This is a genomic window from Synechococcus sp. CS-1333 (assembly GCF_025128015.1).
Taxonomy (GTDB): domain Bacteria; phylum Cyanobacteriota; class Cyanobacteriia; order PCC-6307; family Cyanobiaceae; genus MW101C3.
This window is the reverse complement of record NZ_JAHLYO010000034.1, coordinates 13,742-37,671: the sequence shown is the minus strand read 5'-3', so window position 1 is coordinate 37,671 and position 23,930 is coordinate 13,742. Positions and strand designations below refer to the sequence as shown.

Below are 23,930 nucleotides of genomic sequence, written 5' to 3'. Positions count from 1 at the left end.
CCGTGGCGCAGGGCGCGGGCTCACTCCCCGGCGGCGAGGGCGTCGGGGCGGCGCGGATCGGCGACCCCCAGGCTGCCTCCGCCCGGCAGGGCCTCCACCGACTGGGCCGAACCCATCGCCCGGGCTGGCCGGAGCCGGTGGCCCATCGCCTCCAGCAGGGCGAGCGTGTCGGGACTAAAGCCCTGCTCGATCGCCACTTCATCCGGCCAGAGCTGGCTGTGAAAGCGGGGTGCACTCACGGCCGTGGCCAGGTTGAGGCCGTGTTCCAGCCGGTTGAGCAGCACCTGCAGCACGGTGGTGATGATGCGGCTCCCGCCCGGGCTGCCGGTGGCCAGCAGCGGGCCGCCGCTGCGATCAAGCACCAGGGTGGGGCTCATCGAACTGAGCGGCTGCTTGCCCGGAGCGATGGCGTTGGCTTCCCCCTGCACCAACCCGTAGGCATTCGGCACACCCGGCTTGGCGGTGAAATCGTCCATCTCGTTGTTGAGCAGGAAGCCGGCAGCCGGCACGCTCACACCGTTGCCGTAGGCGAAGTTGAGCGTGGTGGTGGTGGCCACCATCAGGCCGTCGCGGTCGATCATTGAGAGGTGGGTGGTGTTGGGGCCCTCCGGCCGGCCCGGCGGTGGCGGCGCCAGTTCGGCGGCGGGCGTGTGGCGGTCGGTGCGGAGGCGGCGGCGCTGGGCGGCCGCATAGGCGGGGCTGAGCAGACGCTGCAGCGGCATCGTCACGAAGCGAGGGTCGCCCAGATAGGTGTTCCGATCCCGGTAGGCCAGGTTCATGGCCTCGGTCATCACGTGGATCGTGGCGGCGCTGTTCAGCCCCATGGCCGCCAGCGGGAACCCCTCCAGCATCCCGAGCAGCTGAATCAGCGTGACCCCGCCGGAGCTGGGCGGCGGCATGGTGATCACCGGTTGCCCCCGCCAACTGCCGATCAATGGCGGCAGCGCCTGGGCGCGGTAGGCGGCCAGGTCGGCAAGGGTGATCAGCCCGCCCTGGCGGCCCATCAGCGCGGCCAGGCTCTCGGCCACCGGCCCCTGGTAGAAGCCCGCCTCGCCGCGCCGGGCGATGCCGGTGAGCGTGGCGGCCAGCTGGGGCTGACGCCAGAGCTCGCCGGGGCGATAGGGCTGCCCGTCCGGGCGGAAGAACAGCGCCGCGGAGGTGGGATCGGCGCGCAGCAGGGGGGCGGCGCTCTCCAGGGAACGGGACAGATCCCGACTCACGGGGAACCCCTCTGCCGCCAGGCGGATCGCCGGCGCCATCACCCGCGCCAGCGGCCAGCGGCCGTAGCGGCGCTGGACCAGCAGCAGGCCCGCCACCGTGCCGGGCACGCCCGTGCTCTGCAGGCTGCGGGTGGCCCGTTGGCGATCCACCTGGCCGCTGGCATCGAGGAAGAGGTCGGCCCGGGCGGCGGCGGGTGCGGTTTCGCGGAAGTTGATCGTGACCGCCCGGCCTCGGCCCACCCGCCGCTCTCCCTCCAGCAGCGGCGTGCCCGCCCTGGCCGGTTCCGGGCGCCAGAGCACGAGGAAGCCACCACCGCCGAGGTTGCCGGCCTGGGGCAGGGTCACCGCCAGGGCGAAGGATGCCGCCACCGCCGCATCCACCGCGTTGCCGCCGGCCCGCAGCACATCCCGGCCCACGCGGCTGGCGTGCGCCTCCTGGGTAGCCACCATGCCCCCTGCCGACACGACGGGGTGAAAGCGCTGGCCGGCCTCCTGCAAGACATTGGCGGGCACCGCCGCTGCCGCCGCACCAACCGGCAACCCCTGGGCCCGCCCCGACAACTGCAACTGAAAGGGCAGTGCTAACGGCAGCGTCAGCGGCCAGAACGGCACCAGCAACGGCGCGCCGGCCGCCAGCCCCACCAGCAGCCGCAACAGCCGCTGCTCAGCTCTCGCCATAGCCGCCGCCCCCTGGGGTGCAGATCTCCAGCAGGTCACCCTCCTGCACCTGCAACTGCGCGGCCCCCTCCAGCAGCAAGGCAGGCTGGCCCGCCCGCTCCAGGCTGTTGCGACCGAGCGCGCCCGGTCCGCCGCCGGCCAGGCCAAAGGGGGGCACCCGTCGCGATCCCGTCAGCAGCGACACCGTCATCGGTTGCAGAAAGCGAAGGCGCCGCTCCACCCCCTCCCCGCCGCGCCAGCGGCCCGTCCCGCCGCTGCCCTGCCGCACGCGAAAGCTCTCCAGCTGCACCGGAAAGCGCTGCTCCAGCACTTCTGGATCGGTGAGGCGGGAGTTGGTCATGTGGCTCTGCACCGCATCGGCACCCGCGAATCCCAGGCCGGCGCCGCTGCCACCGCAGATCGTTTCGTAGTACTGGCAAGCGGCATCGCCGAAGGTGAGATTGTTCATCGTGCCCTGCGCCGCCGCCATCACCCCGAGGGCCCCGAACAGGGCATTGGCCACCGCCTGGGACGTTTCCACGTTGCCCGCCACCACCGCCGCCGGCGGCATTGGCCGCAGCAGGCAGCCCTCGGGTACCACCAGCTGCAGCGGCCGGAAACAGCCGGCATTGAGAGGGATCGGCTCCGCCACCAGGCAGCGAAACACGTAGAGCACCACGGCCTTGGTGATGGCCAGGGGGGCGTTGAGATTGCCGGGTTGCTGGGGGGAGGTGCCGCTGAAGTCGATGCAGGCCGTGCGGGCACTGCCATCGATCGTCACCGCCACGGCGATGCGGGCGCCGCCGTCGAGCTCCACACTCCATTGGCCACCCTTCAGCGTGCCGATCACGCGCCGCACGGCCGCCGCGGCGTTGTCCTGAACATGGGCCATGTAGGCCGTGACATGCTCCACCCCCTCGCGGCGGCAGAGGCGCTCCAACTCCGCAGCCCCGAGCTGGTTGGCCGCGATCTGCGCCTGCAGGTCGGCGAGAAACTGGTCGGGATTGCGCACCGGCCAAGGACCGGCCTGCAGGCGCTGCTGCCAGGCCGTCGCATCGAACACCCCCTCACGCAGCAACGGCACGTTGGTGAGCAGCAGGCCTTCCTCGTCGATCAAGCGGCTGTGGGGCGGCATGGAGCCGGGGGTGAGGCCGCCCACATCGGCGTGGTGGCCGCGGCAGGCCACGAAGAAGCAGGGCCGATCAGCACCGGCGAACACCGGGCTGATCACGGTGATGTCGGGCAGATGGGTGCCGCCGTTGTAAGGATCGTTGGTGGCGATCACATCGCCGGGGCGCAGCGGTGGCCGTTCCCCGCGCCCCACCATCTCCAGAAGGCTGGCAAGGCTTTCACCCATGGAGCCGAGGTGCACCGGGATGTGGGGCGCATTGGCCACCAGGGCGCCATCGGCATCGAAGAGCGCACAGGAAAAATCCAGCCGCTCGCGGATGTTCACGGAGCGGGCGCTTTGGCGCAGCCGTTCCCCCATCTGCTCGGCGATCGCGGCGAAGCGGTGATGGAACAGCTCCAGACGCACCGGGTCGACGGCGGCTGCAGCCGCGGAAGCGGCGCTACTCACAGGGGTGACATCCACAGCAGCGCCTGAGGTGGCTGTTGTGATGGTGCAGGTGGTGGCAGCTGGGGCAACAGCCGCGGGCTCGCCACAAGCGGTGCGCTGGAGCAGCAACTCGCCTTGCGGCAGCACCTCGGCCCGCCAACCCGCCGCCAGCACAAGGGTGCCGATCGACTCCAGCACCAGAGCCGGTCCCTGCAGCGTCTGGCCGACCGCCAGCCACTCCCGGCGCACCAGCGACGCACTGTGCCAGCAGCCCCCGGCATACAACGACACCGTGGGGGCAGTGGGGGGCGTGGCTCCATCCGTCAACAGCAATGGCACAGCACCGGCCGCAGCTGCTGGCCAGACCAGTTCCACCTCCAGCCGCTCCACCACGAGAGCTGGGGCGGCCCCGTGCTGTGCCTCCTGCGCGTGGCCGAAGTGGCGGCGATGGCTGGCGTCGAAGGCAGCCTCCATCCCCTCGATCTCCCCGAGAGGCACGATCAGGCTCACCTCGCTCGCGGGGTAACGCAAGGCCACCCGCACCTCCCGCCGCAGGGTTGAGGCCGGGCCAGGAGCATTGCCATCACCAGTGCCTTCGCCTTCGCCTTCGCCGGCGGCATCTGCACCGGCACCGGCAGTCCAGCGACCATCGGCCACAGCGCCGAGGGCCCGCGCGCCGGCGGCGGTGAGCGCCTCAGCCCAGGCCATCAGGCGCGGCAGCAGCGACGCCGTGAGCAGCTCGCGCACCACCTGCTCGCGCAGCAGCCGTTGATCGGCCTGACCCAGGCCGTAGGCGGAGAGCACACCGGCCAGGGGGTGCAGAAGGATGGTGTCGATCTCCAGGGCTTCGGCGAGCGCGCAGGCGTGCTGGCCACCGGCCCCGCCGAAGCACACCAGCGTGGCGCCGCGGATGTCGTGGCCCTGCTGAATCGAGATGCGTCGGATCGCCGCGGCCATATGGTCGATGGCAATGGCCACGGCACCTTCCGCCAGGGCTTCCGGCTGTTGGGGCTGCCCCATGGCGGTGCCGATGCGGGCGGCCAGGCCCTCGAAGCCAGCGCGAACGGGCTCCAGATCGAGCGGCTGGTCGCCGGTGGCACCGAACAGGGCCGGGTAGCCATCGGGTTGCAGCCGGCCCAGCAGCAGGTTGGCATCGGTGATGGTGAGCGGGCCGCCGCGGCCGTAGCAGGCCGGACCCGGCTGGGCACCGGCGGACGCGGGGCCCACCTGCAGCCGCTCGCCGTCAAAATGGAGCACGGAACCACCACCGGCGGCCACGGTGTGGATCGGCAGCATCGCCGCCTCCAGTTGCAACCCGGCGATCACGGCCTGTTCGCTGCGTTCCCAGCGCTCGGCGACCGCGTCGTGCTCCGAGCCGGTGGGGGAAGGTTCGCTTGCCACCACATGGAAGACATCCGTGGAGGTGCCGCCCATGTCGAAGCCCACGATCGCCCTGGCATCGATGGGCCCGGCGCGAGCTGCTGCCGCCGCCTTCAGCGCGCCCACCATGCCACCCGCCGGCCCGGAGAGGATCGTGTCCTTGGCGCGGATCAGCTCGGGAGCCAGCAAGCCGCCGCTCGACTGCATCACCTGCAGCGGCGTGCCGGCACCGAGGGCACGCCGCAACCCCGCCAGATAGGCCTGCAGCGCCGGCCCTACATAGGCCTCCACCACAGCGGTCTGGGCACGGCTGACCAGGCGCGGCCGCGGAGCCACCGCGTGGGACAGTGCCACCTGCTCGAACCCGAAGCGCTCCAGCCAGGCACCCAGCTGCTGTTCATGGCGGGGATGGCGGGCGGCATGCAGCAGGGCCACGGCGCAACTGCGCAGGCCATCGGCGCGCGCCTGGGTCAGGGACCGGGACAGGGCGTCATCCAGCACCAGCGGCTCAAGCTCGCGGCCATCGGCCGCCAGGCGGCCCGGCACCTCCAGCACCCGGGTGTGCAGCGGCTCAGGCCGGCGGATCTCGAGCGCAAACAGATCCGGGCGATGCTGATCGCCGATGCGCAGCGCGTCGCCGAAACCGCGGCTGAGCAGCAGCAGGGTGGGAGCACCGCGCCGCTCCAGCAGGGCGTTGGTGGCCACCGTGGTGCCCACCCGCACGTCGGCAATCAGGCCGGCGGGGATCGGTTGATCCGGCGCCACCTCCAGCAGCGCGCGGATGGCGACCACGGCAGGATCTGGGCCGGCGCCGGCGGCGCTCTGCGCCGGGTGCGAGGGCAGCTTGCGCACGCTGCAGACGCCGGTGGGGCTGAGCGCCACCAGGTCGGTGAAGGTGCCGCCGCGGTCGATCCAGAAGTGCCAGCCGGAAGGGCCGCTGCGGGGGTTGCCGCTCACCGGCGGCCGCTCCTGTTGCACCGCCCGCTCAGCGGTAATTCTCGAACTGCAGCGGCAGCTCGAGATCTTCAGCGCGCAGCAGCTGGATCACCTGCTGCAGATCGTCCTTGTTCTTGCCCGTAACCCGCAGGCTCTCGCCCTGAATCGCCACGGTGACCTTCTTGACCTGATCGCGCACCGTTTTGCTGAGCCGCTTGGCCAGCTCCTGGCTGAGGCCTTTGCGCAGCTTCACCACCTGCTGCACGCGGTTGCCGCCCACCGGCTCCGCCGGCTGGAAATCGAAGATCTTGAGCGAGAGCTCACGCTTGACGGCTTTCTGGCGCAGCACATCGGCCACGGCTTCCAGGGTCATGTCGCTGGCGGTGGTGATCGTGAGGCTGTTCTCCTCCAGATCGATCTCGGTCTTGGAGTCCTTGAGGTCGTAGCGCTGACCCACCTCACGGCGCACCTGGTCCAGCGCATTCACCAGCTCCTGCCGATCGAAATCCGACACCACGTCGAAAGAAAAGGTGTCGGCCATGGGCAGGTGCTCGGAGCTGAAGACCTGACTTTAGGAAAGTGCTTCCGGGCGTCCCATGGCCAGGGTGAGGATGGACCGGGGAGGAGGGCTGCGCCCTCCCCGAACCCCCTGAGCTGATGGTGATGTCTACGTCCCGGCGCCGCGTGCTGGATTCCATCGGGGGGGTGGCCCTGGGCTCCACCCTGTCGTTGTTCCTCCAGACCGGACGCTCCCGGGCTGCAACGGCCCCTGCCCCACCGCGCAGCCTTGACGCTCTGAATCAGACCATTCGTTCCTCCTTCAGCGCCCTGAGAGGAGAAAAGGCGTTCCTGATGCGTTCGCCGGCATCGGGAGCCTCGGCATCCGGAGCCCAGACCCAGACGACGGCAGCCTGGGAACAGGGGCTGAATCCAAGCCAGCCCCTGTTCTGCGGCAGCAGCTTCAAGGTGTACGTGCTGGCTGAATTCCTGCGGCAGCTGGAGAGCGGCAAGGTCAGCCTGCAGGAACAGTTACCGGTGAATGATTCGGTGCGGTTTCTCAGCAGCCTGGTGCTGGAGAACGTCAGCGGCACGATTCCGGCTTCGGTGGCCCTGGAAGCCATGATCATGCACAGCGACAACACCGCCACCGACATGGTGCTCAAGCGGATCGGCGCGGACAGCGTGCGGGGCTTGATCGCCTCTCTCGGGCTGCCTGATACCCGGATCCCCACCAGCACGCGTCAGTTCTTCTCCTACCTGCTGGGAGCCCCCGCCAGCGTGGATCTGGGCTGGCAAGGGGTCAACAAAGCCCTGGAGGCCAGCGGAACGCAGACGCGGCCGATCATCAACGACCAGGAGACGATGGTGGGGTCTCCCGCGGATTTCGTCCGCTTCTATTCCAGGGCCTTGCAGGGAGAGCTGTTCCGCACCAGCAGTTCCCTGAAGGAGTTCAGGCGCATCCTGGGGTTGCCGCCAGCGATCACCGTGCTGGATCTGCCCCGCGCCCATCTGTTCCTCAAGGGGGGAAGCCTGGATTTCGCGCCCGACTATGTGATGTCGCTGGCCGGCGCCATGCGGCTGTGCAACGGCCGCTGGATCACTTTCTCCTTCCAGCAGAACTGGAAGGACACCGATCCTGCGGCCGCCAAGGCCACTGTTCAAACCTTCATCGACACGATCGCGGGCATCTTTCAGGCTGCGGCAGGGTTCTTCGCAGGCTGAGCCGCCCGGTAGAACAGAACCTCCCCCATGCGCCCCTCCCATGGACCTGCCACTGCTGTTCATGGACCTGCCGTTGCTGCTGACGGGCGAACCGAAGGCCCCCCTGGCCTGGTCGCTGGTGCTGTCGGGGGCGGTGGTGATCCTCAGCCTGGTGCCACTGGGGGCCGGGCGGGCCAACGCGGATTTCACCCCCGCCGATCTGGCCGCCCCGCGGGCCATGTTCGAGCGGCTGCCGGCCTGGGGTCAAAGGGCCAGCTGGGCCCACCAGAACTGTTTCGAGGCCTTCACGCTGCATGCGCCCGCCTGCCTGCTCTGCCTGCTGGCGGCGCCGGCGATGCTGGCAGCGTCGCCGCTGCTGGCCCTGGCGGCCCTGCTGCACCCGGCGCTGCGGCTGGCCTACATCGGCGCCTACCTGGCCAACCAGCCGCTGCTGCGCAGCCTGAGCTGGGTCGGTGCCCTGCTCTGCACCGCCCTGCTCTACACGGAAGGGCTCAAGGCACTGCTGCGCGCCTGAAGTGCGCGCTGCCAGCCCGGGCCAGCGCTCAGCTGCCGCCCTTCTCCTGCAGCCCCTTGAGCGCGGCCAGCAGGGAGGCGGGGCTCTGGGGATCCACCATCAGCACCGATCCCCCCTTGCTCGCTGCCATCGCCTGGCCCATCGCCATCCAGTCCTTGGCGAGCAGCAGCCTCAGGCTCTCGGCGGCAGCGGGATGGGAGTCGATCACGGCGGCCAGCTGGGCGGCTGATTCGGCCCTGGCCCTGGCCAGCAGCAACTGCTGCTTGGCCTGGGCATCGGCATCGAGCAGCACCGCCTCCTGCTTGGCCTTGGCATCAAGCACCAGTGCTTCGGCCCGCCCCTTGGCGGCATTCACCTGGGCCTCTCGCTCCCCCTCGGAACGAAGAACGGCCGCCCGCTTCTCCCGCTCCGCACTCATCTGCATCTCCATCGCCTGCTGCACCCCCTTGGAGGGCTGAATGTCGCGCAGTTCCACGCGGGTCACCTTCACGCCCCAGGGATCGGTGGCCTGATCGAGCTCGCGCAGCAGCACCTCGTTCACCTCGGAGCGGGTGGAGAAGGTCTGGTCGAGGTCGAGCTTGCCCATCTCTGAGCGAATCTGGGTGAGCACCAGGTTCACCATCGCCGACTTGAGGTTGTCGAGGGCGTAGTAGGCCTTGGCATGCTCGAGCAGTTGCCAGTACACCACCGCATCCACCTCGATCGAGACGTTGTCGCGGGTGATGCACTGTTGCGGGGGAATGTCCAGCACCCGCTCCTTCAAGGACTCGTTGCTGACGATGCGCTCCACCACCGGCAGCACCAGCGACATGCCGGGGGTGAGCTGGCGGTCGTACTTGCCGAGGCGCTCCACCAGCATCGAGCGGCCGCCATTGGTGATCTTGACGCTGCTCACTCCGAGCACCGCCAGCAGCGCCAGCGCGGGCAAGGAAAACAGGACCTCCATGAAGGCGGTAGAGAACGGGGTGCCATCACAGTACGCAGCCCGCCCGGGCCCAGCCAGCAGACTGGGGCCGATTCGAGACTCCCCGTCATGGCATCCCTGATCTGGCTGGCGGTGGCGGCGGTGCTGTTCCTGGTGGAGGTGAGCGTGCCGGGCTTCGGCGGCTTTCTGATCGCCGCCATGGCGGCGTTGGTGGTGTCGTCGCTCACGGCGCTGCTGGGGCTGGCCCTGCCGCTGCAGCTGGGGCTGTTTGCGCTGCTCACCGTGGCGGGGAGCGCGGCGATCTGGGCCTGGTCGAAGCGGCAACGGCCGGCCCGCGATCGGATCGAAACGAGCGACCGGGCCGTGGTGATCGATGGCTTCGATGCCCAGGGGCGCGGCCGCGTGCGCTGGCAGGGGCAGAGCTGGGCCGCGGAAAGTCTGGAAGGGGAACGGCTGCTGCCTGGCGCCGCGGTGGTGGTGATGCGCCGTGTGGGAACCAAGCTGGAAGTGCTGGCCGATGGGCGCTGAGAGGTGCTCCCCAGCGCTCAGTCGAAGAACAGCAGGGTGACCACCTTGCCCATGTCTTCGGCGGTGCGGCAGCTGGCCAGCAGGGTTTCGCTGTCGTGGAAGGCGAAGCAGATCAGCTGGTCGCAGCGGCCGATGATCTCCTGGTTGCAGAGGGTGCTGGCCATCGGCAGGGTCAGGTCGTCGTGGTCGGGCTTCTCCACCAGGTGCAGCACCTTCTCCAGCTGCTGGCGCGATTCCAGCGGCTGACGCTCGAGGCTCTGGGGCAGCAGCACGGTGAGGCGTGAGGGGTCGACGCCGATCACGCCGCGGATCACGGCGGCGTTGACCCCCTGGGAGCCGGAGGTGACGAGGCTGTGCCCCTCCTGGGCCAGGGAGCGGGCCACCAGCTCCACCAGATGGATCGACACCACCGGCACGTGGCGGCTGCCGAGGATGGCGATGCGTCGCTTGCCCGTGTCCTGCAGCAGGGCCAGTTCCTGAGCCAGGGTGTCAATCCGGTCCAGAGGGGGCAGATCAAGGGACCGGGTCACCGAGCACGTGCAGCCGATGGCACGAAACTAGCAGCGCCCCTGCAGGAGCTTCAGGCGCTGATCGGCAGCCGCAGGCGATCGAACAGGCGGTCGAAGCGGCAGTGTTCCTCCACCAGCCGGATGGCGTAGGTGGCTTTGACGGATTCGTGCAAACGCACGTTGCCGAAGGCCCGCTCGATCACCTCCACGGTGGTGAGTGTGTCGTGCTCCACCTTGAGCAGGGGCACGTCGAGTTCTTCGGCGCGATTGATCAGCTGGGAGAGCGGATCGCCTGCGCCGGTAAGGATCAGGCACTGGGTGGAGGCCTCCAGGGCCGCCAGCTGGATGTCAGTGCGGTCGGCACCGGTAACTACGGCCATGTTGCGCCGGCGACGGAAGAATTCCATCGCGGAGTTGACGTTCATCGCCCCGATCGAGAGTGTTTCCACCAGCAGATCGAGCCGCTCGGGGCAACAGAGCACCTTCGCGCCCAGCCGCTCGGCCAGCTCTTCCACGGTGACGCTGCGCAGCAGTGGGCTGCGGGGCAGCACGCCGAAGACCTGCAGCCCCAGACGCTCCATGGCGGGCACCTCCTCCTGCAGGAGGGTCTCGACGGCATCGGGATCCACAGCGTTCAGCACCACGCCGGCCAGGCGCTCGCCGAGCAGGTCGCGGGCCTGCAGCAGGGGATCAATGCTGCAGCTGTCGAGCCAGTGGTGCACCAGGACCACCGGGGCTTCCAGCCCGTGCGCCAGCTGCACCAGGCTCAGCCCATAGAGCAGACCTTCGCTGAGGCTGCCGGAGGCCTCCAGCAGCGTGAGCCCATCATTGGGGGCGCTGAGGTGGTCGCGCAGGGCCCCGAATCCATCACCGGCGCCCAGTTCGCCCTGCAGGAGTCGCTGCCGCGCCGTGGCCGGCTCCAGCAGCTGCAGCGAAGGCAGCAGGCAGTCTGGCGCCAGGCCGAGGATGCCGCCGACGAAACGCACGTCGTCATCGATCAGGGGGGCCGATGGACCATCGCCACCGGGTAAGGGCCTGCGATCCAGCCGCAGACTGGTGGCCAGGGGTTTGCCGAAGCGCACCGGCACACCCATGCGGGCGGCCTGCCTTGCCAGGCCGAGCACCAGCGCTGATTTTCCGCTGAAGGGGTGGCACGAACCGATCAGCAGAGTGCTGCTCATGGGGATGGGTTCGCCGGGGCCAGGGTCAGGCAGCAGCCTACGAGGAGACCGGTGGCGGGGCCTCGCCGAGGATCAGCCAGCGCCAGAACGATTCGGGAAGGTCGCCACCACCGCTCACGGCGCGGTCTTGCAGCAGATCCATCAACCAGCACACCAGGTGGTGGGTGGGCACCGTGAAGCTGTAGCGGATGTCCGGTTGGTCAGGGAAGGCGAGCTCACACTGGCTCGGCTGTTGCGGGGCTACACCGTAGGTCCAGCTGAGCTCGAAGCGATGGGCCCCGTTCGGATGCAGCGGGCGCAGCCCACTCACCCGCCGGAGGGCGAGCTGATCGAGACTGCGTTGCAACCAGCCTTCACGGCTCAGGCCACCGCAATAGGGGGCGAACAAGGCCACCTGTGCAGCTTCCTGGGACAGGGTGGATGATCCTTGTGCTGGGCCCTCACTAAACACGTTGGATGTTGCCTGTCCTTAGAACAAAAAGAATGTCCTCACCTGATCGTACCGGCTGTAACAGTGGTTCGCCCACCACCGCGCAGCGATGAATGCCATGAGGTCCGCCTTGCTGCCACTGCAGGGCCGGCATGTGGCGGTCACCGGCGCCGGTGGCGCTTTCGGCAGCGCCCTGCTCCGCCGCCTGCATGGCCAGGGGGCCAGGCTGCTGGCGCTAACCTCCCGGCCCACCGCCGTAGAACTCAGCGATGCCAGCGGGCAACCGATTCCGTTGTCCAGTCTCTGCTGGGGCTGCGGCGGAGAGGCGGCGCTGCGTGATCAGCTGCTGGATGTGGACATCCTGGTGATCAACCATGGCGTGAACGTGCATGGGGATCGCAGTCCCGCCGCCGTGGAGCGCAGCCTCGAGGTGAACGCACTGAGCAGCTGGCGTCTGGTGGAGCTGTTTCTGTCTCTGCCCGAGCCTGCGGCTGATCGCCCCCGCCGCGAGCTGTGGGTGAACACGTCGGAAGCCGAACTGATGCCGGCGGTGAGCCCGCTCTATGAGATCAGCAAGCGCCTGCTGGGTCAGCTGCTCAGCCTGCGCAGCCTCGATCAGCAGGGGCCCCGGGCCTGCCGGATCCGGCGCCTGGTGCTCGGCCCCTTCCGCTCCGCCCTCAATCCGATCGGTGTGATGAGTGCCGACTTCGTGGCCGGTCAGGTGATCGCCCAGGTACGCAGAGGCATGGGGCTGGTGATCGTGACCCCCAACCCACTCACCTATCTGCTGTTCCCGCTGGCGGTGCTGATGCGACGGCTCTACTTCGGGCTCACAAGCCGCAGCATCTGAGTGGCCGGAGCGCACCGCGGCTGCGTGGCCTGGCGCACGGCGAGGCCGCTCAGAAGTCGCGGTCGGTGAGGATCTCGCAACCGTCGGAGGTGACGGCGATCGTGTGCTCCCACTGGGCCGAAAGGCTTCCGTCCACCGTCACGACCGTCCAGCGGTCGCGCAGGGTGCGGCAGTGCTTGCTGCCGCCGTTGAGGATCGGCTCCACGGCGAGGGTCATGCCGGGACGGAGCTTCACGTTGGGCAGATCCTTGGTGCGGAAGTTGAACACAGAGGGTTCTTCGTGCAGGTTGCGGCCCACGCCGTGGCCCGTGTAGTCCTCCACCACGCTGTAGCCGTGGGCTTCGACGTGGTCCTGGACGGCGCCGGCGATGTCGAGGAGGGTGTTGCCGGCCTTCACCTTGGCCAGGCCCTGCATCAGCGACTCCTGGGCCACGCGGCTGAGTCGGCAGGCGTCGTCGCTGCTGGCACCCACGCAAAGGGACACGCAGCTGTCGCCGTGGTAGCCCTCGAAGTAGGCGCCGGTGTCGATCTTGAGCAAATCGCCCTCGCGGATCACACGCTTGCTGCTGGGGATGCCGTGCACCACTTCGTTGTTGATGCTCGCGCAGATGCTGGCGGGGAAGCCGTGGTAGCCCTTGAAGCTGGGGGTGGCGCCCAGTTCACGGATGCGCCGTTCGGCGTGGCGATCGAGGTCGGCGGTGGTCATGCCGGGGGCGGCCAGTTCCAGCAGTTCGCGCAGCACGGTGGCCACGATCCGGCTGGAGCGCCGCATGATGCCGATCTCGCGCGCCGACTTGATCTCCACGCCGCGACGGCTTTTCTGAATGCGGGGACCGGCCTGGGTGACCACAGAAGAGGGCGACGCCGCCGCCATTCCCACGGCCGCCCCTCCGCCGCCCTGTGCGCTCGATCCTTGGGTGGCGGCCAGCAGATCGGCGAACAGATTCATCGACGGATCCTTGACATCTCAGACTCCAAGCTACCAATTTCAACCCGGCACCTATGCAGACCCTGGCGGCGTTGCGGCGCTGGCATGCGCAGGCAGCCCCGTTCGTGCTCGCCCCCATGCTTCTCACAGCGACCACCGGCATGGGGTACCGGCTGCTGCGTGACTGGGGCGGCCTGAGCCGCGATCAGGCCCACCTCTTGATGGTGCTGCATGAAGGCGAATGGTTGGGCAGCACCGGAAAGACCTTTTATGTGGCCCTCAACGGCCTGGGATTGCTGTGGATGCTGGTCAGCGGAGGCGCCATGGTGGTCGGCAAATGGCAGCGCGCCACTGCCGCCCGGCGCCCCGCCGGGCCCGCTGCCACCAACCGCACCGGCGGCGACGCTTCCGAGGGGGGCGGATGACCCGGTAAAGTCGCTGTTTGCTCAGGCGTGAAGGAAGCCGGGATGGCAGCGGAACTCATCGAAGACAGCACCAGCGAGACCAGCACTCCCGAAGCGAGCACCGCTGCGGCAGCGCCTGCGGTCCGCACCGGCAAGCTCAGCGCCTACGAGCTGATGCGCACATTCGAGGCGGAGCAGCTCAAGAGCGACCTTCCCGAGATCTACGTGGGCGACACCGTCCGTGTGGGCGTGCGCATCAGCGAGGGCAACAAGGAGCGCATCCAGCCCTACGAGGGTGTGGTGATCGCCAAGCGCCACGGCGGCCTCAACGAAACCATCACCGTGCGCCGGATCTTCCAGGGCATCGGCGTGGAGCGTGTGTTCATGCTGCACAGCCCTCAGGTGGCCACGATCAAGGTGGAACGCCGGGGTAAGGTGCGGCGTGCCAAGCTCTTTTACCTGCGCGATCGGGTGGGCAAGGCCACCAGGGTCAAGCAACGCTTCGACCGCTGATCCCGCGATTCCCATCGTCTATTCAGGTGTCGCCCTGCGGCACCTTCTGAGGGTCATCGCCTTGCGCCGTTAGTTCAGTTGGTAGAACGCAGGTCTCCAAAACCTGATGTCGGGGGTTCAAGTCCTCCACGGCGCGCTCGATGACCCTTCCTGCACTTTTCTGGTTCCGGACATGGAGTTGGATCTACAACCCGGTGATGTGGTCAAGGTTCTTGAGTCGGCCGCACTGGGCTGGGTACGAGCTCGGGTGATCCGGGTCAAATCCGGAGGCCGTGTGGTGGTTCAGAGCGACCAAGGTCGGGAATTCACCGCCCGTGGCAACCAGGTCCGTCTCATTGAACCTGCTGGCTTTCGCCCCTGAGCGCGCGGATCTCTTTCGTGCGCCGCTGATTGCTTCAAGCCGCCGGCCATGCTGATTCTTGCGGCCAGCAATGGCCACAATCTCACTCTCGCTACACGTGTGGCCCAGGAAGCAGAGCTTCAGGGCCACGCTTTTCATGTGATGGATCTGGTCGATCTCGGCCTGCCGCTCTACAGCCCAGCGGCCGAGGCGGCCGGCGGCGGCGCCCACCCTGGGGTTGATGCGCTGGCCCACCAGCTGCGCTGCCTGGGGCGGCTGTGGGTGTGCGCGCCCGAATACAACGGCTCCCTGCCGCCCACGCTCAACAACGCCCTCGCCTGGCTGTCACGCAGCAGCGATGATTTTCGCGAGCTGTTCAACGGCCTTCCTGTGGCTCTGGCCACCCACAGCGGCGGTGGCGGTCAGAAGGTGCTGAGCGCCATGCGCCTGCAGTTCGCCCATCTCGGCTGCTCAGTGCTGGGGCGGGAGCTGCTGAGCACCGGCCAGAAGCCCGCCAACCCTGCCTCCATCAGCGCGATGGTTGCAGAGTTGCACCGTCTGGCGCCTGCCATCGCAGCGGCTGGTTGACGACGGGACCGGCGGCAACTGATACTGCCGAGGTCGCCGACGCGACAGCGCACCCCGCACGGGAGCCCGGCCCAGCCGAGCCACCAGTACGGATGAACTGGGACTGTAGTTCAATCGGTTAGAGCACCGCCCTGTCACGGCGGAAGTTGCGGGTTCGAGCCCCGTCAGTCCCGTTTTCAATCCATCCCATCCACCAGGAGTGAACGCATTGACGGTGAGGGTTCGTCTCGCTCCCAGCCCTACCGGCACGCTTCACATCGGCACAGCCCGCACGGCGGTGTTCAACTGGCTCTTCGCGCGCCACCTCGGCGGTGCCTTCCTGCTCCGCATCGAGGACACCGATCGCGAGCGCTCCAGGCCCGAATACACCGCCAACATCCTCGACGGCCTGCGCTGGCTGGGCCTGGACTGGGACGAGGAGCCGGTGATCCAGAGCGAGCGCATCGAGGCTCATCGCGCTGCGATCCAGCAGCTACTCGCCAGTGGGCACGCGTACCGCTGCTACGCCAGCGAGGCGGAGCTGGCGGAGATGCGGGAGGCTCAGGCCGCCGCCAAGGAGGCCCCCCGCTACGACAACCGCCACCGCAACCTCAGCCCGGAGCAGGAGCAGGCCTTCATCGCCGAAGGGCGTGAAGCGGTGGTCCGTTTCCGCATCGATGACGGCGCCACGATCGTCTGGAACGATCTGGTGCGCGGCGAGATGCGCTGGAGCGGCAGCGACCTGGGCGGCGACATGGTGATCGCCCGGCGCGCCTCGGCTGATGCCATCGGCGACCCCCTCTACAACCTGGTGGTGGTCGTCGACGACGCCGCCATGGCGATCAGCCACGTGATCCGCGGCGAAGACCACATCGCCAACACCGCCAAGCAGTTGCTGCTCTACGACGCGCTGGGCCTGGCCGCACCGGAGTTTGCCCACACGCCTCTGATCCTCAACGGCGAAGGCCGCAAGCTCTCCAAGCGCGATGGGGTCACGTCGCTGAGCGAGTTCCGAGAGCTGGGCTACACCGCCGATGCGCTGGCCAATTACATGACCCTGCTCGGCTGGTCGCCGCCGGAGGGCATGGGGGAGCGCTTCAGCCTGGCCGAGGCGGCACCGGTCTTCGGCTTTGAGCGGGTCAATCGCGCCGGCGCCCGCTTCGACTGGGACAAGCTCAACTGGCTGAACGCCCAGGTGCTGCATGGCTTGCCGGCCGAGCAGCTGCTGGCTCTGCTGGCGCCGCGCTGGCGGGCCCAGGGGTGGAGCGCCCCCTCAGGCGAGGCCGGCTGGGAGCTGGAGCTAGCCACCTTGCTGGGCCCCTCCCTGGTCACGCTGCAGGACGGCGTCGAGCAGGCCCTGCCCTTCTTCGAGCGTCCCAGCCTCAACGACGAAGCCCGCCAGCAGATCGGGAGCGAAGGGGCCAGGGCGGCCCTGGCGGCAGTGCTGCAGGCACTGGAGCCTGCGGATCCCGCCCAGCTGTCCCACCAAGCACTTGATGCCGATCAGGCCCAGACCCTGCTGGGGGAGGCCGCCAAGACAGCCAGCGTGAAGAAGGGCGTGGTGATGAAGAGCCTGCGGGCAGCCCTGCTCGGCAGCCTTCAGGGCCCCGATCTCGTGGCCACCCTGCTGCTGCTCCAGCCCGGCGGCGAGGCCGTCGCTCGACTGCAGCGCAGCCTCTGAAATTGGCCAGCAGCGGCGTTCACGACCAGGCCCGCTCAGACCGAGGGGCCAGCCAGCGCCCTCAGCCTCCGGCTCCACCCGGCTCAGCTGCTACTCAGCCAGCGCTTCATCAGAATCAGCCACCAGCTCACCTGCCGGCTCCACCAGGCCCAGCCGCCGGGCCAGGGCTGCGGCGGTGAACCCCTGAATCCCCACCGTGAGGAGGATCGTGAGGAACACGAGGCCCTTGAGAGCGCCGCCGCCCGGCACTCCGGCTTCGTCGAGCCGGAGGGCGAACAGGCTGGCCACGGCGGCGGTGACGATGCCGCGCGGGGCGATCCAGCTGAGCATGAGCTTTTCGCGCCAGCCGAGCCCGGGCAACCCCAGGCCCGCCACCTGGATCACCGGCCAGCGGCAGAGCATCAGCACCAGCACGCAGGCCACGCCACCCAGCCCCAGCGGGCTCAACTCCGACCAGGACAGATCGGCGGCCAGCAGCGGGAACAGCACGGTGATGGCCAGCAAGGCGAGTTGCCGGATCAGCTCATCGAGCTGACTGGCCCCACCCTCGAGCCGCAGCCCCACCACCACCCCGGCACTCACGGCAGCCGGTAATCCGGATTCGGGCAACAGGGTTTCGCAGCCTCCCACCAGCAGGAACAGCACGCCGAGGCTGAGCTGCAGCGCCAGGGCATCGAGCACCTCGGAGCCCTGCAGCAGACGGCGAAGCAGCTCAGAGAGCAGCCACCCCGCCAGGCTGCCGATCAGCACACCGCCACCCAGCCGCAGCACCAGCCGACTGGCCACCTCCTGCCAGCTGCCGAGATCACCGATGGCGAGCTGCAGCAGCAGCAGCGCCAGCACGGCGCCCAGCGGTTCGAGCGCGAGCCCTTCGGCTTCGAGCACATTGGCGAGCGAGGGCAACAGGCGCATCTGCTGCACCATCGGTGTGACCACGGTGGGGCCGGTGGCGAGCGCGATCGCCCCGAACACCAGAGCCAGCGGCCAGGGCAGACCGGCCAGCAGGTGGGCCAGAAGCACCGCCGCCAGGAAGCCCAGCACGGCCCGCACCAGCACCACCTGCACAACGGTGCGCTGCAGGTCGCGGCCCGCCAGCCTCAGATTGAGGCCGCCATCGAACAGGATCAGGCCCACCAACAGGCTGACCAGTGGCTCCAGCACCGGCCCCAGCGCCTCGGTGTCCACCAGGTCGAAGCCGGCCCTGCCGATCACCAGGCCCACCGCCAGCAGCAGCACCACCGCCGGCAAACGGCTGAGCTGGGCCAGCAACTGGGCCATCGCCCCGGCGAAGAAGGCCTCACCCCAGATCAGCTCCAGCCTGCTCAAGCGGCCCCGGACAGAAGGAGAGCGATGGCCTTGGGCGGCGTGATCACAGTGGCTCTGCGCGGCGTGAGCGCGGTGGCGACTGCAGACCTCCGGTGCAGGAGGCCCCGGGCCTGTTCAGGCGGGCTGGGACGCGCTGCAACCATAGGGATCATCGGGAAGCGAATTCGGGGACGATGCGGATCCCCACCACAGAGCTGGGACGCAGCACCAGGTATTCCCCTTCAAGGTCGTTGATCGGCACATTCACGAAGGCATCGCCGTTGCTGCCGTTGAGCACGCCGCCGTACCACTGCTGGAACGCGTCGAGCGTGGCGAAATGGATGATCTGCTGGTGACCGCCGAGCAGCAGCAGATGAATGGTGTAGCGGCGGGGTTGGCGTTGGGATTGGGAGTCCATGGCGTGCGCGTGCGGGAAGCGACCGGTGGCTCCGCAGGAGACGGCCGTGGGCCACAGCCCCGGGGGCTGGCGGAAATCTAAAGCGCCCGACGAAGCATCACTCCTGGATGCATCGCACGTGCAGACGACGGGTCACCGCAAACGGTGGGCGATTGGGAGGATCGAGTCCGGCAGGCCGCCCTGTGGTGGTTCCAGATGGCAGGCTGAGGCGCAGCTGAGGGTGGGGCAGAACGTGGCCAAGGCAACGAAGAATTCGGCTGAGAGTGGTCCGGCTGAAGCAGGTTTGCCTGGGAGTGGTTCACCAGAGAATTGTTTGCCTGGGGCCGGCCCAGCCCCGAACGCTCCGGCCGATCACCGGTCGGTGGGGGAGCAGCGGCCCCTGCTGCTGCTCGTGGACGGCCACTCGCTGGCCTTCCGCAGCTTCTATGCCTTCGCCAAAGGCGGTGAAGGGGGCCTGGCCACCCGCGATGGTGTGCCCACCAGCGTCACCTATGGCTTTCTCAAGGCTCTGCTCGACAACGTGAAGGGCCTCACCCCCCAGGGCGTTGTGATCGCCTTCGATACCGCTGAGCCCACCTTCCGCCACAACGCAGACGCCGCCTACAAGGCACACCGCGACGAAGCGCCCGAGCACTTCTTCACCGACCTGGCCAACCTGCAGGAGATCCTTGCCGGCGCCATGGATCTGCCGCTGTGCATGGCGCCCGGCTACGAAGCCGATGACGTCCTCGGCACCCTCGCCAACCGGGCCGCAAACGACGGCTGGCGGGTGAGGATCCTGAGTGGCGATCGCGATCTGTTTCAGCTGGTGGATGACGAGCGGGACATCGCCATCCTTTACATGGGGGGCGGACCGTACGCGCGCAACGCCGGCCCGCAGGTGATCCGCCGGGAGGGGGTGATCAGCAAGCTCGGGGTGACGCCGGAGGAGGTGGTGGATCTCAAAGCGCTCACCGGCGACGCCAGCGACAACATCCCCGGCGTCAAGGGTGTGGGCCCCAAGACAGCCATCGTGTTGCTGCAGGCCCATCACACCCTCGATGGCATCTATGCCGCCCTCGACCAGCAGAAGGGAGCGCTCAGAGCCAAGCTGGAGGCCGACCGGGACAACGCTTTCCGCTCGCGCATGCTGGCCGAGATTCTCGTGGACATCCCGCTGCCGAGCGAACCACGCCTGGCCCTCGGGTCCCTAGACCGGGACGCCCTGGCCCAGCGGCTCGAAGAGCTGGAGCTGCACAGCCTGGCCCGCCAGCTGGAGGCCTTCGAACGGGTGTTCTCCGGAGCTGCAGCCAGCGGCCGCGCAAAGGCTCAGACCACAACACCCAGCAGCAAAGCCGCCGGAACGGCGAGCGCAGAACCCGCCGCGGCCACCTCCACAGCATTCGCCGGTGAACCAGCGGAAAGAGGCGGCCACCCGCCTTCCGGCGCCGGGGGGCCTGAATCTCTCGTTGACTCCCTCCTGCCGGTGCTGGAGCCCCAGCTGATCGCCACCACCAGCGCGCTGGCGGCCCTGGTGGAGCGGCTTCTGGCAGCCACAGATCCAACGGCACCGATCGCGCTCGACACCGAAACCACCGCACTCAACCCCTTTCAGGCGGAGCTCGTTGGGGTGGGGCTGTGCTGGGGAGACGGGCCTGCCGATCTGGCCTACATCCCGATCGGACACCAGCCCGCAGTGGCCGAACCCGCCGCCGATCTGCTCACGGCAGCGGAACCAGCGACCGACGCCCCTTCCCAGCTGCCGCTGGCGGCGGTGCTCACCGCGCTAGCACCCTGGCTGGCCAGCACGGACCATCCCAAGGCCCTGCAGAACGCCAAGTACGACCGGCTGGTGCTGATGCGCCACGGGCTGGAGCTGGGCGGCGTGGTGATGGACACCATGCTGGCCGATTACCTGCGCGACGCCAACGCCAAACATGGCCTGGAGGCCATGGCCCTGCGGGAGTTCGGCTTCAGCCCCACCGGCTACACCGACCTGGTGGCGAAGGGGCAGACCTTCGCCTCGGTGCCGATCGCCGCAGCCGCGCTCTATTGCGGCATGGACGTGCACCTCACCTGGCGCCTGGGCCGGCTGCTGCGGGAGCAGCTGGAAGCCATGGGTCCCCGGCTCCTGCCCCTGCTCGCCCAGGTGGAGCTGCCGCTGGAACCTGTGCTGGCCCAGATGGAGGCCACCGGCATCCGCATCGACACCGCCTACCTCGCCGAACTCAGCGCGGAGCTGGGCGAGCAGTTGCACCGCCTCGATGGTGAGGCCAAGACGGTGGCCGGCGTTGATTTCAACCTGGCCTCCCCCAAGCAACTGGGGGAACTGCTGTTCGACACGCTCGGGCTCGACCGGAAAAAGTCCCGAAAGACCAAGACCGGCTGGAGCACCGATGCCGCCGTGCTCGAGAAGCTCGAAGACGACCATGCGGTGGTGCCGCTGGTGCTGGAGCACCGCACCCTCAGCAAGCTCAAGAGCACCTACGTGGATGCCCTGCCCCTGCTGGTGGAGGCGGAAACGGGCCGGGTGCACACCGATTTCAACCAGGCTGTAACCGCCACCGGCCGCCTGTCGAGCAGCAACCCCAACCTGCAGAACATCCCGATCCGCACCGAATACAGCCGACGGATCCGCAAGGCCTTCCTGCCCCAGGAGGGCTGGCACTTGATCAGCGCCGATTACTCCCAGATCGAGCTGCGCATCCTCACCCACCTCTCCGGTGAGGAGGTGCTGGTGGAGGCGTTCCGCAACGGCGACGACGTGCATGCCCTCACCGCCCGCCTGTTGCTGGACACCACCGAGGTGAGCGCCGCAGAGCGGCGTCTGGGCAAGACGATCAACTTCGGCGTGATCTACGGCATGGGTTCCCAGCGGCTGGCACGGGAGACCGAGCTCAGCCCCAGCCAGGCCAAGGAGTTTCTCGGCAAGTACAAGCAGCGCTATCCGAAGGTGTTCGCTTTCCTGGAGCTTCAGGAGCGGCTCGCCCTCAGCCAGGGATACGTGGAAACGATCCTGGGACGGCGGCGGCCCTTCCCGTTCGATCGCAATGGACTGGGCCGCTTGCTGGGCAAGGATCCCTTCGAGATCGATCTGGAGGTGGCGCGGCGGGGCGGCATGGAGGCCCAGCAGTTGCGAGCCGCGGCCAATGCGCCGATCCAGGGCTCCAGCGCCGACATCATCAAGCTGGCGATGGTGACGCTGCAGCGCACCTTGGAGCAGCAGGCCCTGCCGGCCCGGCTGCTGTTGCAGGTGCATGACGAACTGGTGCTCGAAGCGGCCCCTGACGCACGCGAGCAGGTGATCGCCACAGTGAAGGCCACGATGGAGCAGGCGATTCAACTGAGCGTGCCCCTGGTGGTGGACACCGGCTGGGGTCCGAACTGGATGGAAGCGAAGTAGGCGAGGGCGGGGCGAACAGCTCCACACAGTCGGCGGCCTAGGTTCGCGCACACGGCCCCTGGCCAACCTCTGCCTTTCTCCTCCGGCCCCGGGCCGGCATGCCTCTTGACCCTGCGGCTCACCAACACCCTCACCCGCCGCCTCGAGGCCTTCGAGCCCCTGGTGCCAGGTCAGGTGTCGATCTACTGCTGCGGAGTCACGGTCTACGACCTCTGCCACCTGGGGCACGCCCGCAGCTATATCTCCTGGGATGTGCTGCGCCGCTATCTGCAGTGGCGGGGTTATGCGGTCACCTTCGTGCAGAACGTGACCGACATCGACGACAAGATCCTGGCCCGCGCCGCCGCCGAAGGCAGCTCGATGGAGGCGGTGAGCGAGCGCAACATCCGCGAGTTTCAGGTGGACATGGCCGCCCTGGGGATCCTGCCGCCAGACCGTCTGCCCCGGGCCACCCGCTGCCTTGACGGCATCCGCCGGATGATCGCGGAGCTGGAGGCCAGCGGCGCGGCCTATTCCGCCGATGGCGACGTGTATTTCTCGGTGCTGAAGAAGGCCGACTACGGCAAGCTCAGCGGCCGCAGCCTCGACGAGCAGCAGGAGGGGGCCAGCGGCCGCATGGGCGAAGCGGAAGAGGCCCGCAAGCAGCACCCCTTCGACTTCGCCCTCTGGAAAGGAGCCAAGCCGGAGGAGCCCAGCTTCCCTTCCCCCTGGGGGCCGGGGCGGCCCGGCTGGCACATCGAATGCTCCGCGATGGTGCGCCAGGAGCTGGGCGACACGATCGACATCCATCTGGGCGGAGCCGATCTGATCTTTCCCCACCACGAAAACGAAATTGCCCAGTCGGAAGTGGCCACCGGCCAGGCGCTGGCGCGCTTCTGGCTGCACAACGGCATGGTGAACGTGGGCGGCGAGAAGATGAGCAAGTCGCTCGGCAACTTCACCACGATCCGGGCCCTGCTGGACGGCGGCACCACACCGATGACCCTGCGCCTGTTCGTGCTGCAGGCCCACTACCGCAAGCCGCTCGATTTCACCGCCGCCGCGCTGGAAGCTGCGGCGACCGGCTGGAAGGGGCTCAATGCGGCCCTGCTGTTGGGGGATCAGCACGCTGCCTCGCTCGGCTGGGCTGCCGCCGCCCCGGCAACCGCTGCCACGGGGATGGCCCCCCAAGCCGACACTGACCCTGCCGCTCCGCTGGGAGAGGCCCGCCAGCGCTTCATCGACGCGATGGACGACGACCTGAACACATCCGCCGCCCTGGCGGTGCTGTTCGAGCTGGCGCGGCCCCTGCGCTCGCTCGCCAATCGGCTGGAGCGAGGGGATGCCGCCGCCGCCCCGGATGACCTGCGAGAGCGTTGGCTGCTGCTGCAGGAGCTCAGCACCGTGCTGGGTCTGGTGGCGGAGCGGCCCGCCGCAGGGGCGACAGCACCCGGCGCGGACGGACCGAGCGAAACCGAAATCCAGGCGGTGATCGAGGCCCGCCGGCTGGCCAAGGCCAGCAAGGATTACGCCACCGCCGACGGCCTGCGCGACCAGCTGCGCCGTGCCGGCATCGAGCTGATCGACCGCCCCACCGGCCTCACCGAGTGGATCCGGAAGTAAGCGGCCCCGAACGTCTGCGGCATCGGAATCGGCAGGCTTGAAATGGGCCCGCTTGGGATCGGCTGGCCCGGCTCCATGGTCAGCTGCCCCGGCTCAGGAATCAGCTGGCGGTGTGGGCCCTTTGCCCACCATCAGCTTCTCGATCTTGCGGATCCGCCCCAGGGTGGTCTGCCACACCTCCTGACGGAAGGGGTCGTCGGCCGGGCAGGCGGCCACCAGCGCCTCGATGTCCTCCTGGCGCTCGAAGGCGTCCCAGAGCTCCCGCTCCAGGCGGGCCCGCTCGATGAAGTTCCAGCGCTTGAGCCAGAGCACGGAACACCGCGGCAAGTGCGTTCAGTGTGACGCGCAGCAGACCCCAACCGTCTGCCCTGCAGCCGGCA

General features: G+C 68.6%; 22 protein-coding genes and 2 tRNA genes. 13 read left to right on the top strand and 11 right to left on the bottom strand.

The window, feature by feature from the left end; genetic code table 11:
- Positions 1-20: 20 nt before the first annotated feature.
- Genes ggt through KQ303_RS13850 form a run of 3 tightly spaced genes read right to left on the bottom strand, consistent with a single transcriptional unit; the run spans position 21 to position 6,292 of the window.
- Entirely contained in the window at positions 21-1,898 is a 1,878-nt protein-coding gene (ggt, locus tag KQ303_RS13860) for a gamma-glutamyltransferase (protein ID WP_259730745.1), read from the bottom strand.
- Entirely contained in the window at positions 1,885-5,793 is a 3,909-nt protein-coding gene (locus tag KQ303_RS13855) for a hydantoinase B/oxoprolinase family protein (protein ID WP_259730744.1), read from the bottom strand. Before KQ303_RS13855 ends, ggt begins: the two co-directional genes overlap by 14 nt.
- 7 nt (positions 5,794-5,800) lie before the next feature.
- The gene (locus tag KQ303_RS13850; RefSeq protein ID WP_094513087.1) at positions 5,801-6,292 is read right to left on the bottom strand and encodes a YajQ family cyclic di-GMP-binding protein; all 492 of its coding nucleotides are present in this window, start codon (positions 6,290-6,292) and stop codon (positions 5,801-5,803) included.
- A gap of 122 nt (positions 6,293-6,414) precedes the next feature.
- Here KQ303_RS13850 and KQ303_RS13845 point away from each other — a divergent pair, with 122 nt between their 5' ends.
- Both KQ303_RS13845 and KQ303_RS13840 read left to right on the top strand, forming a co-directional pair.
- Entirely contained in the window at positions 6,415-7,473 is a 1,059-nt protein-coding gene (locus KQ303_RS13845; protein ID WP_259730743.1) for a serine hydrolase, read from the top strand.
- Between the two features lie 40 nt (positions 7,474-7,513).
- Positions 7,514-7,987: an MAPEG family protein gene (locus KQ303_RS13840; protein WP_399233859.1), complete on the top strand. Its 474-nt coding sequence runs from the start codon at positions 7,514-7,516 to the stop codon at positions 7,985-7,987.
- Between the two features lie 28 nt (positions 7,988-8,015).
- Here the strand turns inward: KQ303_RS13840 and KQ303_RS13835 are convergent, their stop codons facing one another.
- Positions 8,016-8,933 carry an SPFH domain-containing protein gene (locus KQ303_RS13835; protein WP_094513085.1) on the bottom strand — a complete coding sequence of 306 codons (918 nt, stop codon included), beginning with the start codon at positions 8,931-8,933 and terminating at the stop codon, positions 8,016-8,018.
- A gap of 87 nt (positions 8,934-9,020) precedes the next feature.
- Here KQ303_RS13835 and KQ303_RS13830 point away from each other — a divergent pair, with 87 nt between their 5' ends.
- Positions 9,021-9,440: an NfeD family protein gene (locus KQ303_RS13830; RefSeq protein ID WP_094513084.1), complete on the top strand. Its 420-nt coding sequence runs from the start codon at positions 9,021-9,023 to the stop codon at positions 9,438-9,440.
- Positions 9,441-9,457: 17 nt separating this feature from the next.
- Here KQ303_RS13830 and KQ303_RS13825 read toward each other — a convergent pair whose 3' ends face one another.
- Genes KQ303_RS13825 through ebsA form a run of 3 tightly spaced genes read right to left on the bottom strand, consistent with a single transcriptional unit; the run spans position 9,458 to position 11,524 of the window.
- Positions 9,458-9,970, bottom strand: a complete 513-nt coding sequence (locus KQ303_RS13825) for a DNA recombination-mediator protein A (RefSeq protein WP_259730742.1) — start codon at positions 9,968-9,970, stop codon at positions 9,458-9,460.
- A 50-nt stretch (positions 9,971-10,020) separates the two neighbouring features.
- Complete coding sequence (locus KQ303_RS13820; protein ID WP_094513082.1) at positions 10,021-11,130, bottom strand: phosphotransacetylase family protein; 1,110 nt, start codon at positions 11,128-11,130, stop codon at positions 10,021-10,023.
- 37 nt (positions 11,131-11,167) lie between these two features.
- A complete protein-coding gene (gene ebsA, locus KQ303_RS13815) occupies positions 11,168-11,524 on the bottom strand; it encodes a type IV pilus biogenesis protein EbsA (protein ID WP_259730741.1) in 357 nt (118 codons plus the stop codon).
- Positions 11,525-11,678: 154 nt separating this feature from the next.
- On the opposite strand from ebsA, the gene KQ303_RS13810 reads away from it, so the two are divergent.
- Positions 11,679-12,410, top strand: a complete 732-nt coding sequence (locus tag KQ303_RS13810) for an NAD-dependent epimerase/dehydratase family protein (protein ID WP_255141179.1) — start codon at positions 11,679-11,681, stop codon at positions 12,408-12,410.
- Positions 12,411-12,459: 49 nt separating this feature from the next.
- On the opposite strand, the gene map is transcribed toward KQ303_RS13810, so the two are convergent.
- Positions 12,460-13,359 (bottom strand): type I methionyl aminopeptidase, encoded by a 900-nt coding sequence (gene map, locus KQ303_RS13805; protein ID WP_255101301.1) that lies wholly within the window; start codon positions 13,357-13,359, stop codon positions 12,460-12,462.
- A 116-nt stretch (positions 13,360-13,475) separates the two neighbouring features.
- Between map and KQ303_RS13800 the strand changes: the two genes are divergently transcribed.
- The 7 genes from KQ303_RS13800 (at position 13,476) to gltX (ending at position 16,843) form a co-directional block, all read left to right on the top strand.
- Positions 13,476-13,763: a peptidase gene (locus tag KQ303_RS13800; protein WP_399233853.1), complete on the top strand. Its 288-nt coding sequence runs from the start codon at positions 13,476-13,478 to the stop codon at positions 13,761-13,763.
- Positions 13,764-13,805: 42 nt separating this feature from the next.
- Positions 13,806-14,255, top strand: coding sequence for a 50S ribosomal protein L19 (gene rplS / locus KQ303_RS13795; RefSeq protein ID WP_259730739.1), 450 nt, complete (start codon positions 13,806-13,808; stop codon positions 14,253-14,255).
- Between the two features lie 63 nt (positions 14,256-14,318).
- Positions 14,319-14,391, top strand: a tRNA-Trp gene (locus tag KQ303_RS13790).
- Positions 14,392-14,427: 36 nt separating this feature from the next.
- On the top strand, positions 14,428-14,616 hold the full coding sequence (locus tag KQ303_RS13785) for a hyperconserved protein Hcp (RefSeq protein WP_006043540.1): 189 nt from the start codon (positions 14,428-14,430) through the stop codon (positions 14,614-14,616).
- A 48-nt stretch (positions 14,617-14,664) separates the two neighbouring features.
- A complete protein-coding gene (locus KQ303_RS13780; protein ID WP_259730738.1) occupies positions 14,665-15,183 on the top strand; it encodes an NADPH-dependent FMN reductase in 519 nt (172 codons plus the stop codon).
- Between the two features lie 99 nt (positions 15,184-15,282).
- Positions 15,283-15,356: transfer RNA gene (locus tag KQ303_RS13775), tRNA-Asp, on the top strand.
- A 35-nt stretch (positions 15,357-15,391) separates the two neighbouring features.
- The gene (gltX, locus tag KQ303_RS13770; protein WP_259730737.1) at positions 15,392-16,843 is read left to right on the top strand and encodes a glutamate--tRNA ligase; all 1,452 of its coding nucleotides are present in this window, start codon (positions 15,392-15,394) and stop codon (positions 16,841-16,843) included.
- 90 nt (positions 16,844-16,933) lie between these two features.
- Here gltX and KQ303_RS13765 read toward each other — a convergent pair whose 3' ends face one another.
- Together KQ303_RS13765 and KQ303_RS13760 are read right to left on the bottom strand one after the other, a co-directional pair.
- Positions 16,934-18,121, bottom strand: a complete 1,188-nt coding sequence (locus KQ303_RS13765; RefSeq protein WP_399233941.1) for a cation:proton antiporter — start codon at positions 18,119-18,121, stop codon at positions 16,934-16,936.
- Between the two features lie 196 nt (positions 18,122-18,317).
- Entirely contained in the window at positions 18,318-18,566 is a 249-nt protein-coding gene (locus KQ303_RS13760; protein WP_094513077.1) for a hypothetical protein, read from the bottom strand.
- A gap of 313 nt (positions 18,567-18,879) precedes the next feature.
- On the opposite strand from KQ303_RS13760, the gene polA reads away from it, so the two are divergent.
- Positions 18,880-21,948, top strand: a complete 3,069-nt coding sequence (gene polA / locus KQ303_RS13755) for a DNA polymerase I (protein ID WP_399233848.1) — start codon at positions 18,880-18,882, stop codon at positions 21,946-21,948.
- A 105-nt stretch (positions 21,949-22,053) separates the two neighbouring features.
- Positions 22,054-23,550 (top strand): cysteine--tRNA ligase, encoded by a 1,497-nt coding sequence (gene cysS, locus KQ303_RS13750; protein ID WP_259730735.1) that lies wholly within the window; start codon positions 22,054-22,056, stop codon positions 23,548-23,550.
- A gap of 93 nt (positions 23,551-23,643) precedes the next feature.
- Here cysS and KQ303_RS13745 read toward each other — a convergent pair whose 3' ends face one another.
- On the bottom strand, positions 23,644-23,862 hold the full coding sequence (locus tag KQ303_RS13745) for a hypothetical protein (RefSeq protein WP_094513074.1): 219 nt from the start codon (positions 23,860-23,862) through the stop codon (positions 23,644-23,646).
- Between the last annotated feature and the right edge of the window lie 68 nt (positions 23,863-23,930).